The organism is Prevotella sp. AM34-19LB (assembly GCF_003468525.1).
Taxonomy (GTDB): domain Bacteria; phylum Bacteroidota; class Bacteroidia; order Bacteroidales; family Bacteroidaceae; genus Prevotella.
In genome coordinates this window covers 1-16,251 of the sequence record NZ_QSIG01000030.1, presented here as the reverse complement: position 1 = coordinate 16,251, position 16,251 = coordinate 1, and the positions used below count along the sequence as shown (strand labels likewise).

Here is a 16,251-nt window from a genome sequence, read left to right as displayed (position 1 = left end):
GTTATATTCGGTTTCTGTAAGGAATCTCTGACGTTACAATTTCAATATTTTTAGTGTCAATTCCTTTTGTCCATAAGAACTTTTTTATATTTATCACAATGTTATTCGAATCTTGGCATGGTCCAATTATTATTTTGCTCAGGCAATTAATAGGCACATTTACCTCAATATATGGGATGAGGGAACGATTGTCTCCTATGCGATATTTTGAGATGAGTTTTGTATCTATAATACGCCATTCACCTTCGGCTTTATATTTATAATGCTTATAGATTGGAGCGTACTCATTGATAAGCCTTTTTTGTTTTACATCATTCCATTCCTTGTCTTTGCCGAAAATATTATCTATAGCTCTCTCGTAGGCTTCTTCTGCAATTTCTATATTGTTAGGATCGATATATTTACACTCCCGAATATTTCTTGTGAGTAAATATGTAGGGTCGCTTTCACTCCGATATTCACGTTCTTTGCAGTCTGGTCCATATATGGGTAGCGTTGATGGTAGTTTGGAAAAATCAAATCCCAAACTAATGCCATCTCCATTCTGACCATATCCACGCCACATTGTTAAATCATCTTCTTGTGTAGAAAGTGAAATCGTATAAATATTCAAGCCATACCATGGCTGTTTTATAAGTTGCTTATCCTCATCAGTAAGCTCTACTTTCTTCGTTTTTGCATAATTTAAAATCCTATTCTGTAATCCTTCAAAAAAGAATTGACATTCTGTAGGATCGTTTTGATATGCATAATGAGTTGCCCACATAGTTATATATGTAGGATTTATGTCATTCTTTTCATACACCAATGAATGATCTATCATAGAATAGAACGTATTCATTGTAGTATAATGATATAATAATTTTTTGTTTTCTTTACTCATAGTCATACTTTAATTGTCATATTCAAATTTATTCCATGCTTTGAGAACGAGGTGCTTGGTGCGGTATTCGCCGTATTGGCGCAACTCATTGTCTTTCAGTACTCGGAAGGTCTCGTTGATGCAACCTTTACCACAGACATCTTCTGGGTCTAAGATGTAACGGAGGTCTTCGGTGTTGAGACCATAGAGGTGGGCGAAGATGGCATCAAGCTCGGCTTGGAGGATGGCTCTGCGCTCTGGATTATAATTCCAAGGTTGCTGATTGCCAAGCTGAGGAAGCTCGGAACGCTGCTCCTCGCTCATTTCTTCCCATAGCTCTGAAGCCCAACCGTCCATGTCGTGATTGAAATAGCATAGCTCCGCTACTCGCTTCACGATCTGCCATTGCATGGTTGATGGAATTTGGGCGGGGGGTGAGGAAAGGAAGTTGTTTTGCAATGAATGTACTGCGAATTCAACACGGATATAGATAAGTGCTTTGTCTGCTTTTGACGGCAGTAATAGCTCCCGTATATCCAACATCTAACTTTTCTGCGATGATGGATAGGGGCTCCAAACTTGGTTGCGCCGTATTGGTACACCATTTAGAAACTGTAGCTGGATCTTTACCGATTTCTCCAGCCAGCCATTTTGCGGTCTTCTTTAGCTCCACCAAAACAAGTTTGAGGTGGTTAAGGTCTTTGTTTGCCATTGCTTATCTCTTTAATCTGTGACAAAGATAGTGTTTTTCTTTGAAAATACGGCAAAAATACAGAATATTTTCTTATGTTCTTTGCGAATTAGCTCTATTTTTGGAAAATATGGGTGTTTTACGTGGCTATACATTAATTATATATAAGGAAGTGAGTTACTTCTTTATGCTATTATTCATGATGATTTTCTTTGCAGCATCAGAAATAAAGGTTAAGGAAATCAACGCTTTGTGTAAATAGACATCAGCCTATGGTGATTCTTTATCTTCATCACTACAGGTTGATGTTCTATTTTATATGCTAGGTGTTTATTCTATATTTACTGCTCTTTCAAGTCCTTATCTACCATGGCGCAGACACAGGAGTCTGACCATACATTCTCTGCCGTTTCTACCATGTCGATAATGGTATAGATTGGCAGGATGATGCCCATGATGCCGATAGGAGCATTGATGCCGGACATCAGAGATAGGGTCAGGAAATAACATCCCATCGGCACTCCTGCATTACCCACTGCCGAGATAACTGAAATGAAGAGCCAGAGAATCATCGTAGTCCAAGGTAAGGGCATTCCTCCATTCTGCATCAGGAATAAGGAGGTTACGAGGATAAACGCAGCGCAGCCATTCATGTTGATGGTAGTACAGATAGGCAATACGAAGCGGGAAACCTGATTGGAAACTCCCAGTCTATCTTCTGCTGTCTGCATCGTTACCGGCAACGTAGCAGCCGAACTCTTTGTAAACAGAGCCATCAATACTGCCGGCATCATCTTGCCCAATGTTCGCACAGGATTCAAGCCTCTTGCCAAGAGGAAGAGCGGGAGGATGATGAAGAATTGAATGACATTACCGCCCAGGATAACGGCTACGTATTTTCCCAGAGAAGCCATCACGATTCCTGCAGAGAACTGGGCTGAGAGTTGTGCTGCAAAGGCAACGATACCCAGGGGCAAAGCCAGATTAATCCATGAATCAGCATGAAGAGCAGATCCTGCAATCCAAACAATCCTTTCATCACGACTTCTTTCTTATCGCTTGATGGCATTTTGGTTAAAGCAATACCTGCTGCTGCCGCCAAAATCAGGATGGAGAGTACATTTCCTTCGGCAAACGGCTTGATGATGTTGTTGGGTATTACCCCAAGAATATGGTCATAATAGCTGGTTTCTCCCAGCTTTTGGGGAACATCCGCCATACCGCTCTGTACCAAGGCTGTAGGTAAATTGCCTGGAGAAACGATGTTGTAGAGCACCAGCCCCACTGCTGCAGCTGCTATCGTCGTGAGCAGGGTGTAGGTGATGGCGTGGCGGAATATCTTTCCGGTATCTGCCTGGTTGCCCAAGGAAGCCAGGGTTGTGATGACAGCCAAGGCTATGGTTGGTACTGCCAGAAGTTGGAATAAGCGGGTATAGACCGTGGCGATGAAATTCATCAGGCCATCCAGCCAGCTGATGCCGAACATACCCAAAACTGCGCCTACTATCAAAGCGCCAATCCATAGTAACAGCTGCTGGGTTTGCTTATTCTTCACTCCTTTTTGCTTACTGCTGCCAGCATTGCTATCCGGCTGTCTATTTCCTATATCATTCATTGTTTTTACCATGATTTTAAATTATTATTTTTTTAGACAAAAGTATTCTCCTTATTCCAACCCCCACATATCATTCAGCATTCTGATGGCTGACTCCGAGCGGAATACATGATTGCGGAAGGTGATGATGCCTCGGGAGCAAGGTGGGCTTCGAAGGAGTTGACCAGGAAATCTGCTTCGAGCAGAATGCGATGGTCGAGGCTGGTTACATCCTTATAAGTATGATGATGGGCAATGAGCCAGCAGATTCTTTCTGTCTGCGCGGCTGTGAATCCATCAACTTCTGACAGTACTTTTCTTGCCTCGTCAGGACCCAGTTCTTCCTGGTGCTTGCCATCGCAGTTGCCGTATCTGGCTTGTGAAACGTGAATGCCTACATCGTGAAGAATGGCTGCTGCTTCGAGCACGAAGAGTTCTTCTCCGGTCATTCCCTCTGCTATCGCAATCATACGGGCAAAGTCGTGCACCTTTACGAAATGCTGGATGAGTGGCGCATCGCCACCATCGTACTTAATCATCGCCCTCATCAGTTGGGCGAGTATCAATTCATTGTTTGTCATAATCTTATGTTTTTTAAAATTCTTTTTTTCTTATTTCAATTACCTATAGCCTCCATACGCTACGCCCCCAGAAGGAAGGTTAATCCGCTGATTCCGATATAGGCATAGATGATGTATTTGAGCAGGGAGCCGCTGAGGTGCCTGAACACCCAGGAGCCTATCAGGTTGCCAATGAAGACTCCGGCTATTCCATACACATAACCTATGGAGACCGTGGTGGTGAAGAAACCGTTGTAGGCTCTTGCCAAAGTCATCATCAGATTGCCTACCAGAAAATAGGTCTGCGTCATCGCCAGATAGCGATCCTTGTCGGGCTCTGAACTGACGAAATAGAGTACGGCTGGTGGTCCCTGCATTCCGAAGAATCCTCCCATCAATCCGCTCAATGTTCCTGCCGTAACCTGCACAGGAAGCGTTGTCTTTACCTTGATGCGCTTGCTGAAGAAGGCGAAGTAGATGCTCACGATGATCAGCGTAATGCCGAGCAATATGTTCAGTATGTGATATTCCATCCGCTTGAGCACGAAGATGGCTCCGATGGAAATGATGATGAAGGTGAACAGAATGGGCAGCAACCGCCTCCAGGTGATGTACTTGTATTTCTGAATGACGATGATCAGGGAGGTTGTCATCGCCAGGATGCCTGAGAGGGTTGTTGCCTCACCGTAAGAGGGCATGATGGAGGGGAGCATCGTCATGATGAAGATGCCAAAACCGAAGCCAGTGGTGCGTTGCACAAAACTGGCTCCGATGCTCAACAGAAAAAGTTCGATGACAATATTGTCCATTCTGCTGTAGGCTTATTGATGGATGTAATCCAGAATCTGCTCTGCATGAATCTTGGTCTTGATCTCCTTTGGAGTAAAGATCTTCTCGATGACGCCTTCTTCGTTGACAAGATAGGTAGTGCGGAGGATTCCGATGGTCTTTCTGCCGCAGGTTACCTTCTCGCCCCAGCAGCCGAGTTCCTGCAACAGAGTGGTTTCTGTATCGGCAATAAGAGGGAACTGCAGACCTTTGGTTTCTGCAAACTTCTTCTGCAGCGCCTGCTTGTCCTTGCTCACGCCGATAATCTCGTAACCGGCTGCTGCCAGTTCCTCCTTATGAGCCTGCAGGGAGCAGGCTTCGGCAGTGCATCCGCTGGTGTTAGCCTTCGGATAGCTGTAGAGTACAATCTTGCGACCACGATAGTCGCTTGCCTTGATTTCACGTCCGTCCTGGTCAATGCCAAGAATCTCTGGTATTTTATCTCCTACATTCATAATTATATATTATTTAAAAGTTATACTATTCTTCTATCTATTATTTCTTCCTTTTTACCCCTCTTACCGCCTCACTTTCCAATGGATTCTCGGGCCAGAAATGCTTGGGGTAGCGGCGCTTCAGCTCCTTGCGTACCTCGAAATAGGTGGATTGCCAGAAGCTGGCGAGATCCTGCGTAAGCTGAACGGGCTAAAACCTGGAGAGAGCAGCTCCAGCAACAGAGGCTGCCTGCCATCATCAACAGCTGGCGTCTGAGTCATTCCGAAGCACTCCTGCAGCCGGACACTGAGGATGGGTGCCTCGGCTCCCTGACGATAGTCGATGCGGATATGACTGCCCGATGGAACCACGATGTGGGTGGGGGCGAGGCGGTCTATTTCCTGCTGCTGCTCGTATGGAATCTGTGCCCACAGTATTTCCTGGAGATTGAGCTTCCTGAGTTCGGCGGTGCTCGTCTTGAGCTTTCCGCCCTGGTCCAGATAGAAGGGCAACCATTCGCTGGCTGTCTCCATCAGGTGTGTGGTGGATAAATCGGGCAACTCCATTTCCGGATGCCACTCTCTTACCTGCGCCACTCTCCGCTGCAGCCGCTGAACGTCTTCGTTCCAATCCAGCATGCTGAGTCCTTCCTTCCGGATGGCGGTACAGAGGATATGGATCATCTGCTGCTTGTCGGCATCCTGGAGTGGTTTGCTATCTACCACCAGGGTTCCGATGCGCCGCTCTCTCTGCATCCTGATCATTCCCGCCTTACTGTCCCACGAGATGTTGTCGAACTCGTGGGTAGGGAGGTCGTTGATGTTTACGGGAGCCGAGAGAAACACCCTGCCTGCCTTTCCTGAAGACGGAAGCGGGGTGGAAGCATTCGTGCCCGACGGCTGGGCAGATACATTGAGTGAGGCGATGGCGATCCATTGCTGCGCCGACATTGCATCGCTTGAATCGATGAAGATTGTCTTGCCGTTCGACATTCTGAAATGTCCGATATTATCGATGGCCATGGCGATGCGCTCAGGATAGGCTAGGGCAATCAGTCTGCCCACCTCCTCAGCATCCACCGGCTCATTGTCTTCCTTCACCTTGAGCATCCTGCGGTATTCCTGGGCAATCTGGGCGATGCGAGCCCATCTGCCCAGACTGTTTTTCTGTCGCTGCGAACGGAGGATGGAGAGACGCAGCGCCATATCCGAATCCTCTGAATCGCTCATCGGGTCTTTCTCTTCCAGCAGGGCGGCAACGTCGCAGGCTAGAGCTTTGAGTGCAGAAGATTCTGAACTCATCATCATCTTGGCGATGCGCGGATGACAAGGCAATGTTGCCATCTTCCTGCCCAATGGGGTGATGCTGCCATCCGGTTCTATCACTTCAAGAGAAAGAAGCAATTCCTTGGCATTGAGTAGGTTACTGCTTGGTGGTGGAGTAAACCAGAGCAGTGACTGGGGATTGTTCTCGCCAAAGGCTGCAATGTCGAGCACCATCGATGTAAGGTCAGCTTCCTCTATCTCCGGTCGGCGCTGGTCTTCCATCAGATGTTCCGAGGTCTGAGTCCACAACCGGTAGCAGATTCCTTCAGCCACTCGTCCGGCTCGTCCTCTTCTCTGGGTTGCCATATCCTTGCTGATGGTAACGGTTTCCAGGTGGCTCAATCCCGTTCGGGCGTCGTAAACCAGTTTTCGGCAAAGTCCGGAATCCACCACGATCCTCACGCCTTCGATGGTAAGTGAGGTTTCTGCGATAGGTGTGGCGAGCACAATTTTCCTTTCTCCCTCTTTCGAAGGGGCTATGGCGAGGCGCTGCTTCTCGGGTGGAAGATTGCCGTAGAGCGGATAAACCTGAGGAACGGAAAGTTCTGCAGCAGATGATGAAGCAGCAGATAATGAAGCTGATGCAGATGATGAAGCTGCTGCTCTGCTGAGGCTTGCATCCAATATCTCCTTGCATTTCAGAATCTCCGACTGTCCAGGAAGGAAAGCCAGAATATCTCCCTCGTACCTATCTGCAGCCTTGAGGATGGTAGCTGCCACCTCTTTATATATATCGTATCGCACAATGTCGGTCTCAGAATAAATGGTCTCTACGGGAAACATCCTTCCTACGCTCTCTATCAATGGCGCCCGAAGAGCCTCGCAGATGGCAGAAGCATCGATGGTAGCGACATGATGATGATCTTCAGATCGGGGCGGATTATCTCCTGTGCCTGTCGGGTGAGGGCAAGCGCCAGGTCGGAGTTGATGCTTCGCTCGTGAAACTCATCGAAGATGACGGCGCTCACTCCTTCGAGCGTGGCATCATGGATGAGCATTCGGGTAAGTATTCCCTCGGTGAGCACCTCGATGCGGGTTTCTGAAGAAACCTTATTCTCGAAGCGTACCCGGTAACCCACGGTCTTGCCCACGGGTTCGCCCAAGATGCTTGCCATTCGTTCAGCTATCTGACGGGCAGCAAGGCGACGTGGTTCCAGCATCAGAATCTTTCCCTGTGGGGTGGCTCCGAGGAGGGTGAGTGGAAGCACGGTGGATTTTCCGGCTCCCGGCGGAGCAGTGACAACAAGGTTTGCCGACTCCTTCAGGGTGCTGTTGATGGCGTCGGCTATCTGGAAGGCAGGAAGATGACCTGCCTGCTGTTTGATTCTATCGTAATTCATACTGCAAAGATACACATTATTTTTGTGATGGGCAAATGATTAGAAAGGTAATGCATGAGAATGGTGAATCTTGTAGATTTTTTCCCTTATCTGGTTCCATTTGGCAAGGACCAGGTAACCAGATACGACTGCCAGATAGAGAAGCATTAACTGAAGGAGTGACAGATGAAGATGGTCTATGCTGGCACCCGGCAACAGACTGGTAAGCCGGAAGGCGGTATGGGTGGCTTGGGTAATGCTGGCAAGTACTGCTGCTACAAGTTGCATCAGCCAGGTGCCGACGGAGGCAAGGTTGGAAATGTAGGTAAGCGGAGAAAGCAGCAGGAGTAGGGCACAAAGATAGAGGATGAGGGTGGCTGCCGGGATGGCGATGAAGCTGGTGAACAGGGAGTAGCAGGATATTCTGCCGAAATAATAGACGATGAGCGGAAGCGTACCTATCTGTGCCGCCAGGGATACGCTGAATAGTCCCCAGAGGCAACGGATGATCTTGCCGTGGGATTTGAGCAGGCCGAAGAGTGGGGGATAGAACATAAGGATGGAAGCCACGGCGAGAAAGGACATCTGGAAACTGATGTCGAAAAGATGGAAGGGATTCAGAAACAGCATGATGACATAGCTAGCGCCAGGGTGTTGAGCGAAAGGTCTGGGCGCAGGGCTAGCAGGCAGAAACTGTAGATGCTGAGCATGGAGGCTGATCTGACGGCACTAGGGGGAAAGCCGATAAAGACGACATACGCCCATACGGCAACGAGGGATAGGGCAATGGTGGGTCTGGAACGGCGCTTTCCGCCCAGAAGAATCACGAAGAGCTGGAAGATAATGCCTATGTGCAAGCCGCTAACTGCCAGTATATGACTTGTGCCGGAGATGGAAAAGCTCTCCTTGGTTTCCTGGTTGAGTGAACCCTTATCGCCCATCGCCATCGCAGAAATCACGGCGAAATCCTGTCCGTCGATATGATAAGTATGCAGCTGCTGTTCCAGCTGCTGGCGGAAGGAACGGCTTGCCAGGATGGTGCGGTCGATGGGGGAGAGTGACTGGTAGGTCATGATGCTGCCAGGCGTTTTCGTCTTATCGATATGATGGGAGGTGATGAAACCGCCCAGACAGAACAGGCAGAGCGACAGAAAGAGGCTCTGAAGAAGGACCAGCTGCTTGATTTTTCTGAAGAAGAGCCGGAAAAGCTGACGGTTTTCATTGAGTACATAGCAGCAGCCGGCTAAGGCTATGGTAATGATGGCTGCGATGAGCCAATAGCGCGTGGAGAAGTAATCATAGCTGTATCTGGCTGTGATGATGCTGAGTGATAGTATGAGGCTGAAGAACATCAGCGGAGTGACTGGGAGTCTTTTATTTCTGTCCATTTTAGCCGTGTTTTCAGGTTCGTTTAAAAAAGAGAAGCCCGACAAAAGGTTGGGATAGTCCAACTCTCTTATCGGGCTTCTCATATATATAATAATGTATAAGCCTGCCTGGAAGCAGGAATACGTCATTTCGGGAGATTACTCTCTCTCTTGAGATTATTTGCCGAATCCGAAGATACGCTTGATGAATTTCTTCACAGGATTATCGTTCTTCTGTGGATTGACAACAGGAGCGTACTTGCGAGGACCGGAATTCTCAGTTCCCTTCTTCTGCTGGTTCTGCTGAGCGCCACCCTGCTTCTTCTGGGCTACGCCTCTGCCTCGGCCATTGCTTCCAGGACGAACGTTGTTCTCATTGCCTGGGCGCTGGTTGCCGTTAGACTGCTGATTGCCCTGCTGGTTGCCGTTCTCGTTGTTGCGCTGCTTATTGTTGTTGCGCTGCTTATTGTTGCGGCGCTTGTTGTTATTGCGGTTCTTCTGCTCGCCGTTGTGCTGCTCAGCGTTTCTCTGTTCATTGTTCTTGAACTCGCCATTCTTCTGTGCATCATTCTCGTGATTCTTCTGTGCACCATTCTCTCCATTGTTCTGAGGAGTCTTTTCCTGACGCTCGTTTGGCTTGTTTGGCTTGCGCTTGTGTGAAGTCTGGTCGCGGTCTTTCTGTCTGCGGCTCTTGGCGCTGGTCTTGCTCTTGCCCTCGCCGTTGCTGTTATTGTTGCCGCCGCGGTTGCCGTTGCGGTTGTTTCCGCCCTGCTTTCCGCCCTTGCCCTTTCGACCATTGTTGCGCTTTGAAGGCTTGTTGAGCTTGATGTATTCTGGGCCTTCGCCGCAACCTTCCGGCAGCGGCATCTTCTCTACCACCTTCTCCAGGAACTTCTCAATCTGCTGGAACCAGTACTGGTCTTCCTCGTTGACGAAGGTGATGGCTCTACCATCGCGGTTGGCACGGGCTGTACGGCCGATGCGGTGAACATAATCCTCAGTATCGTGAGGAACGTCATAATTGATGACCATCTCGATATCATCAATATCGATTCCACGAGCCACGATATCCGTAGCAACCAGTACGTCGAACTGACCGCTCTTGAACTTGAACATCACATCATCGCGCTCTGCCTGCTCCAGGTCGGAGTGCATTGCACCGCAGTTGATGCCAATCTGCTGAAGGGCAGCAGCTAGCTGCTTTACCTTCATCTTGCTGCCGCTGAACACGATGACGCGCTTCATATCGCCAGCCTTGAAGATATCCTTGATGATGGTCATCTTCTGGGTCTCGTAACAAACGTAAGCCTCCTGCTTGATCTTCTCGGCAGGCTTGCTTACGGCAAGCTTGATCTCTACAGGATCCTTGAGCAGGGCCTTGGCAAGTTCCTCAATTTTCTCAGGCATGGTGGCAGAGAACATGATGGTCTGGCAGGTCTTTGGCAACTTGGAAGCGATGGTGTTGATATCTTCTGAGAAACCCATGTCGAGCATACGGTCGGCCTCATCGAGAATGAAGAAGCTTACCTTGCTCAAATCTACATTACCCAGGGAAATGTGGGTGATGAGGCGACCTGGAGTAGCAATCACGACATCGGCACCCATGCGGAGGCTCTTCAGCTCCTGATCGTAGCGGTTGCCGTCGTTGCCGCCATAAACAGCCACGCTGCTCACATCCTGCAGGTAGTAGCCGAAGCCCTGCATGGCCTGGTCTATCTGCTGGGCTAACTCGCGGGTTGGCGACATGATGACGCAGTTGATGGCGTCTTTCGGATAGCCGCCATCGTCAAGCTTGCTCAATACAGGGAGCAGATAGGCTGCTGTCTTACCCGTTCCGGTCTGTGCCACGCCCAATACGTCGTGACCTTCCAATATCTCAGGGATACATTTTTCCTGTACAGGGGTGCAAGTGTCGAAGCGCATGTCGTATAATGCGTCGAGCACGTTGTCATTCAAATCTAATTCGTCGAAATACATTCTTTTCCTTTCTTTTGTTGACCAATGGGCCGGATGGATCTTCATCCGTTCCAATGGTCAAGGTTCTTTGTTTCAATGTTTAATTACCTTGGTGCCTTGCGGTAGCAGAAGTAGGCAACGAAGGCGAAGATGATGTTCGGCAACCAGGCGGCAAGTGCCGGAGGGAAGTTTGCCTGGATGGCAAAGGTTGCCGATACGGTTTGCAGCATGATGTAGCCGAAGCTCAGTGCAAGACCGATTCCCAAGGATAAGCCCATTCCTCCCTTACGCTTGCGCGATGAAAGCGACACTCCGATGATGGTGAGGATGAAGGAGGCAAACGAGGCGGCGATGCGCTTGTGGTATTCTACCTGATACTGCACCACATTGCCCGAACCGCGGTTGATCTGCTTGGAAATATACTCCTTCAGTTCCGGACTGGTGAAGGTTTCCTGCTGACCCTTGGAATAAACCAGGTCGGTAGGCTCCATCGTAATCAGCGTATCCTTCTGTGCTCCGCTGGTGATGTGCTCCTTCATGCCTTTCAGCTGGCGCACCTTCCAGTTGCTCAGTTTCCAGTGGTATTTGCTGTCGGAGATCGTATCATACTGAATCTCCATCGCCGTAAGGTGGCTTACGAGTTTCTTGTCCTGGAACTTGTCGAGACAGAATCCGTAACCCCGCTTCGAGTTGTTGTCGTAGTGCTGCATATAGGCAATTACGCCCTTATCTACCTGCAGCTGTACGTTTTCGGCAGAAGTATTCTTCTTCTTGTTCTTGTACATCGTCTCAAAGTTCTGGCGTACTACCGTGCCGTGAGGAATCACGTAGGCAGAGAGTACATAGCTCAAGGCTGAGAGCATGATGCAGGTGATGAGGTAAGGACGAAGGAGTCGCTTGAAGGAAACACCTGATGCCAGAATGGCGATGATTTCAGAGTTGCCTGCCAGCTTCGACGTGAAGAGGATGACCGCCACAAACACGAACAACGCACTGAAGAGGTTGGCGAAGTAAGGGATGAAGTTGGCATAATAATCGAAGATGATGGCCTTGGCCGGTGCATGATACTCCGTGAACTTCGCCAGGTTCTCATTGAAGTCGAACACGATGGAGATGGAGATGATCAGTGCAATCGAGAAGAAGTAGTAGCCTACGAACTTCTTGATAATGTACCAGTCTAACCGCTTGATGTATCTCAGTGGGTTGAGATACCTGAGCACCCTGAGGAATCGCAGCTTGTGCCCGATCCAGCCTAGAATGCGGGCTATGCGCTGCAGGATGGCAATGAGCCAGCCGAAGCGAGATTCGAAGGCTCTGCCCATCTTGAGCAGTCTGCGATGTTTTCTGATGTATTTATAATCTTTCATCATTTAATGTAAAATATGTATAGGAGCATCCTATAAAGTTCAAAGCTCAACGCTCAAGCTAGATTCGACGGCCGAGCTGATCGATGATAGAGCGTTTCCACTCTACGAAGTCGCCCTTCTCGATATGGTGGCGTGCATCTGTAACGAGACGGAGATAGAACGAGAGGTTGTGGATGCTGGCAATCTGCATGGCAAGGAGCTCCTGGGCCTTGAAGAGATGGTGCAGGTAGGCCTTGGTGGTAATCTGGTCGATGTCGCAGCCGTCTGGATCCACTGGACTAAAATCCATCTCCCACTTCTTGTTGCGCATGTTCATCGTACCATTATAGGTAAAGAGCATCGCATTGCGGCCGTTGCGGGTTGGCATTACGCAGTCGAACATATCAACACCGCGCTCGATGGCCTCGAGCAGGTTCTGGGGAGTTCCTACGCCCATCAGGTAGCGAGGCTTGTCCTTTGGAAGAATCTCATTCACCACCTCGATCATTTCGTACATCACCTCGGTAGGCTCGCCTACGGCAAGACCGCCGATGGCATTTCCGTCGGCTCCCTTGTCGGCAATGTACTTGGCTGCTTCGCGGCGCAGTTCTGGGAAAGTACAACCCTGGACGATAGGGAAGAGGCTCTGCTGATAACCGTAGAGAGGTTCTGTCTCGTCGAAGCGCTTGATGCAGCGGTCGAGCCAGCGCTGGGTCATCTCCAGACTCTTCTTCGCATACATAAAGTCGCTCTGTCCGGGAGGACACTCATCGAAAGCCATCATGATGTCGGCACCGATGATGCGTTCTGTATCCATCACGTTCTCTGGTGTGAAGAAATGCTTGCTGCCATCGATGTGGGAACGGAACTCGCAGCCCTCTTCTCTGAGCTTGCGGATTCCGGTAAGCGAGAATACCTGGAAGCCGCCGCTGTCGGTGAGGATAGGACGGTCCCAGCCGTTGAACTTATGCAGTCCGCCTGCCGCCTTGATGACTTCGAGTCCCGGGCGCAGGTAGAGATGGTAGGTGTTTCCCAGGATGATTTGGGCCTTTACCTGCTGGCGCAATTCTTCGAAATGTACACCCTTTACGCTGCCCACAGTTCCCACAGGCATGAAGATCGGAGTCTTGATCTGTCCGTGGTCAGTGGTGATGATGCCGGTGCGAGCATCGCTTGCCTTATCTGTTACTTGTAGTTCAAATTTCATTTCTTTTCTTTTTTGTCATTTTCAGGAATGGTGAAGTCGATAGGGTGCTTTACCTTCTCGTCGGTGAGGGCAAACTCCCAGACATCTGCTACATCTTCTACATAATGGAACTCTACGCCCTTGAGATACTTCTCTGGAATGTCGAGGATGTTCTTCTCGTTTTCCTTGCAGATCACGATGTCGGTAATGCCGGCACGCTTGGCTGCCAGGATCTTCTCCTTGATGCCTCCCACTGGGAGCACCTTGCCGCGAAGGGTAATCTCGCCGGTCATGGCTATGTTCTTGCGAACCTTGCGCTGGGTGATGGCCGAAGCGATACTGGTGGCAATGGTAATACCTGCCGAAGGACCGTCTTTTGGCGTTGCACCTTCGGGTACGTGGATATGGATGTTCCAGTTTTCAAAGATGCGGTAATCCACGCCCAGCAGGTCGATATGCGCCTTGATGTATTCCAAGGCGATGATAGCCGATTCCTTCATCACGTCTCCCAGGTTACCGGTCAGGGTAAGCTTGCCCTGTCTTCCCTTGCTCAGCGAGGTTTCGATAAAGAGAATCTCGCCGCCCACAGAGGTCCATGCAAGTCCTGTTACTACTCCTGCATAATCGTTGCCCTGATAGATGTCGCGGGTGAATGGGGCGGTGCCGAGAATCTCCTTCAGGTCTGCTGCGGTGATGGATGGCTTCTCCAATTCCTTGGAATAGGCGAGCTTGTAGGCCATCTTGCGCAGTCCCTTGTTGATCTGTTTCTTGAGCTGGCGCACACCGCTTTCTCGGGTGTAGTGCTCGATGATGCCCTCGATGGCTGCCTTGTTGAAGCTTACCTTCGGGGTGAATTTGTCGAGACCTGTATTCTCCAATTCCTTCGGAATCAGGTGGCGCTTGGCAATCTCTATCTTCTCCTCCGTAATGTAGCCGCCTACTTCGATGAGCTCCATTCGGTCGAGCAAAGGACGTGGGATTGAGCTGATGTCATTGGCGGTTGCGATGAAGAGAACCTTAGAGAGATCGTAATCCACATCCAGGTAATTGTCGTGGAAGGTGTTGTTCTGCTCTGGGTCGAGTACTTCAAGCAAGGCTGACGCTGGATCACCCTGGTGGTTGTTGGCTGAAACCTTGTCTATCTCATCGAGGATGAAGACTGGGTTGCTGCTGCCTGCCTTGAGGATGTTCTTGACAATGCGGCCAGGCATGGCTCCGATATAAGTGCGGCGGTGACCGCGAATCTCGGCTTCATCGTGCAGACCGCCCAGAGACATTCTCACGTATTTGCGCTTCATGGCCTTGGCAATGCTCTTGCCCAGACTGGTCTTGCCGACTCCCGGAGGACCATAGAGGCAGAGAATCGGACTCTGCATTCCACCCTTCAGGGATCTTACGGCAAGATATTCCAGGATGCGTTCCTTTACTTTCTCCATGCCGTAGTGGTCCTGGTTGAGAATCTTCTGGGCATGAGACAGGCTGAGGTCATCCTCGGTGTATTCGCCCCAAGGCAAATCTACCAGCGTCTGCAGATAGTTGAGCTGGATAGGGTAGTCTGGGCTCTGGGGATGGATGTTGTCGAGTTTGGCCAACTCTTTCAGGAAAACCTTCTGGGTTGCCTCGTTCCATTTCTTGGTCTTGGCTTTTTCGAGCAGCTCCTTCTTTTCCGGACTGCTTTCGCCTTCGCCCAGCTCTTCCTTGATGTTCTTGATCTGCTGCTTCAGGTAATATTCCTTCTGCTGCTCGTCGAGATCAAACTGCGTCTTGTTCCTGATTTCATTTTGCAGGTAGAGCAGTTTCTGCTCCTTGTGCAAGGCCTTGAGTGCCTCTATCAGTCGCTCTGACAGCTTCTCCTGTTCCAGCATCTTGATCTTGTCTTCTGCCGTAAAAGGCAGGGAGGTGCAGATGAAGTTGCATTTCACGAAGCGATTGGTAATCTCATTGATCGCATAGACAGCCTCGTTGGGAATGTTCTCATTGTACTGAATGAATTTGATAGATTCCTCGAAGAATGTTTGGGTCAATGCCTTGAACATAGGATCTTCGGCTTCCTTTTCGGTAGGCCAGGTCTCTGGCAGACTTTCTACATCGGCAAGGTAGAATGGTTCCTTATCTACAATCTGCTTCATCTTGCATCTGCCTAAACCCTGTACGATGATGGTCTTCTGATGCTCATCGTTTGGCATATTGATGACTCTCATCAACTTGGCAAATGTTCCGGTTTCGTACAAGTCTTCCTGATTAGGTGAGTCTATGTCCGCATGCTTCTGGCAAAAGATGCAGAATACTGTTTCTGGATTTTGCTCCAGCATGTTTGCCAGCTCCTTGCTTTCCGCCCTGCCTATCAAGATAGGAGTAAGCACGGATGGAAAAACCACCAGGTCGCGAGTGCAGAGGGTAGGATAGATTCCTGCCTCCCTTTCTTGTATCAATACGGATGCATCGCCCTCAAAGTCGGCTATCATCTGGATTTGTGTATTCGAATTTCTGTTCATATTCTATTTGATAAACACTTTTTGGGGTGTATATGAATTTCTGTTCTATTTTGATAAACACTTTTTGGAGTGCATATTCTCTTGAATATATATTTATAGGGTGCAAAGTTAGTAATTTTTGCCGAGAATCCCATCGTTTTTTCCGAAAATCACCTCTTTATTAGATATTATTATTAATTAGGGTGTCCAGTTCTATGTTCCAATATTAACTCACTTGTTTGAGAGTTTTGGTTCGTTCTGTCACCCAGTTTTTGGACAAGTGCTCGGTAGTCCAAGCATCAATGTCC

At 49.2% G+C, this 16,251-nt stretch carries 11 protein-coding genes and 3 pseudogenes; all 14 read right to left on the bottom strand.

Annotated elements, in window-relative coordinates; translation table 11 throughout:
• Position 1: 1 nt before the first annotated feature.
• Positions 2-883 (bottom strand): DUF2971 domain-containing protein, encoded by an 882-nt coding sequence (locus DW830_RS10230; protein ID WP_158573473.1) that lies wholly within the window; start codon positions 881-883, stop codon positions 2-4.
• 9 nt (positions 884-892) lie between these two features.
• Positions 893-1,273 carry a hypothetical protein gene (locus tag DW830_RS10225; protein WP_119249816.1) on the bottom strand — a complete coding sequence of 127 codons (381 nt, stop codon included), beginning with the start codon at positions 1,271-1,273 and terminating at the stop codon, positions 893-895.
• 64 nt (positions 1,274-1,337) lie between these two features.
• Positions 1,338-1,574 carry a helix-turn-helix transcriptional regulator gene (locus DW830_RS10220; protein WP_118312219.1) on the bottom strand — a complete coding sequence of 79 codons (237 nt, stop codon included), beginning with the start codon at positions 1,572-1,574 and terminating at the stop codon, positions 1,338-1,340.
• 320 nt (positions 1,575-1,894) lie between these two features.
• Positions 1,895-3,039 (bottom strand): annotated as a pseudogene (locus tag DW830_RS10210) (dicarboxylate/amino acid:cation symporter).
• Between the two features lie 203 nt (positions 3,040-3,242).
• Positions 3,243-3,728, bottom strand: coding sequence for an HD domain-containing protein (locus DW830_RS10205; RefSeq protein WP_233544479.1), 486 nt, complete (start codon positions 3,726-3,728; stop codon positions 3,243-3,245).
• 59 nt (positions 3,729-3,787) lie between these two features.
• Positions 3,788-4,516, bottom strand: a complete 729-nt coding sequence (locus DW830_RS10200; RefSeq protein ID WP_119249814.1) for a sulfite exporter TauE/SafE family protein — start codon at positions 4,514-4,516, stop codon at positions 3,788-3,790.
• A 12-nt stretch (positions 4,517-4,528) separates the two neighbouring features.
• The gene (locus DW830_RS10195) at positions 4,529-4,990 is read right to left on the bottom strand and encodes a peroxiredoxin (RefSeq protein WP_117727864.1); all 462 of its coding nucleotides are present in this window, start codon (positions 4,988-4,990) and stop codon (positions 4,529-4,531) included.
• Positions 4,991-5,030: 40 nt separating this feature from the next.
• Positions 5,031-7,099 (bottom strand): annotated as a pseudogene (gene hrpB / locus DW830_RS10190) (ATP-dependent helicase HrpB).
• Positions 7,096-7,635, bottom strand: a complete 540-nt coding sequence (locus tag DW830_RS16590; RefSeq protein WP_233544478.1) for a DEAD/DEAH box helicase — start codon at positions 7,633-7,635, stop codon at positions 7,096-7,098. Before DW830_RS16590 ends, hrpB begins: the two are co-directional and overlap by 4 nt.
• 39 nt (positions 7,636-7,674) lie before the next feature.
• Positions 7,675-8,555: pseudogene (locus tag DW830_RS16585) on the bottom strand (ComEC/Rec2 family competence protein).
• A gap of 603 nt (positions 8,556-9,158) precedes the next feature.
• Entirely contained in the window at positions 9,159-10,958 is a 1,800-nt protein-coding gene (locus tag DW830_RS10175; protein WP_119249811.1) for a DEAD/DEAH box helicase, read from the bottom strand.
• An 83-nt stretch (positions 10,959-11,041) separates the two neighbouring features.
• A complete protein-coding gene (locus DW830_RS10170) occupies positions 11,042-12,304 on the bottom strand; it encodes an LptF/LptG family permease (RefSeq protein ID WP_118312671.1) in 1,263 nt (420 codons plus the stop codon).
• Positions 12,305-12,362: 58 nt separating this feature from the next.
• A complete protein-coding gene (tgt, locus tag DW830_RS10165) occupies positions 12,363-13,490 on the bottom strand; it encodes a tRNA guanosine(34) transglycosylase Tgt (RefSeq protein WP_119249810.1) in 1,128 nt (375 codons plus the stop codon).
• A complete protein-coding gene (gene lon, locus DW830_RS10160; RefSeq protein ID WP_119249809.1) occupies positions 13,487-15,964 on the bottom strand; it encodes an endopeptidase La in 2,478 nt (825 codons plus the stop codon). Before lon ends, tgt begins: the two co-directional genes overlap by 4 nt.
• Positions 15,965-16,251: the final 287 nt, after the last annotated feature.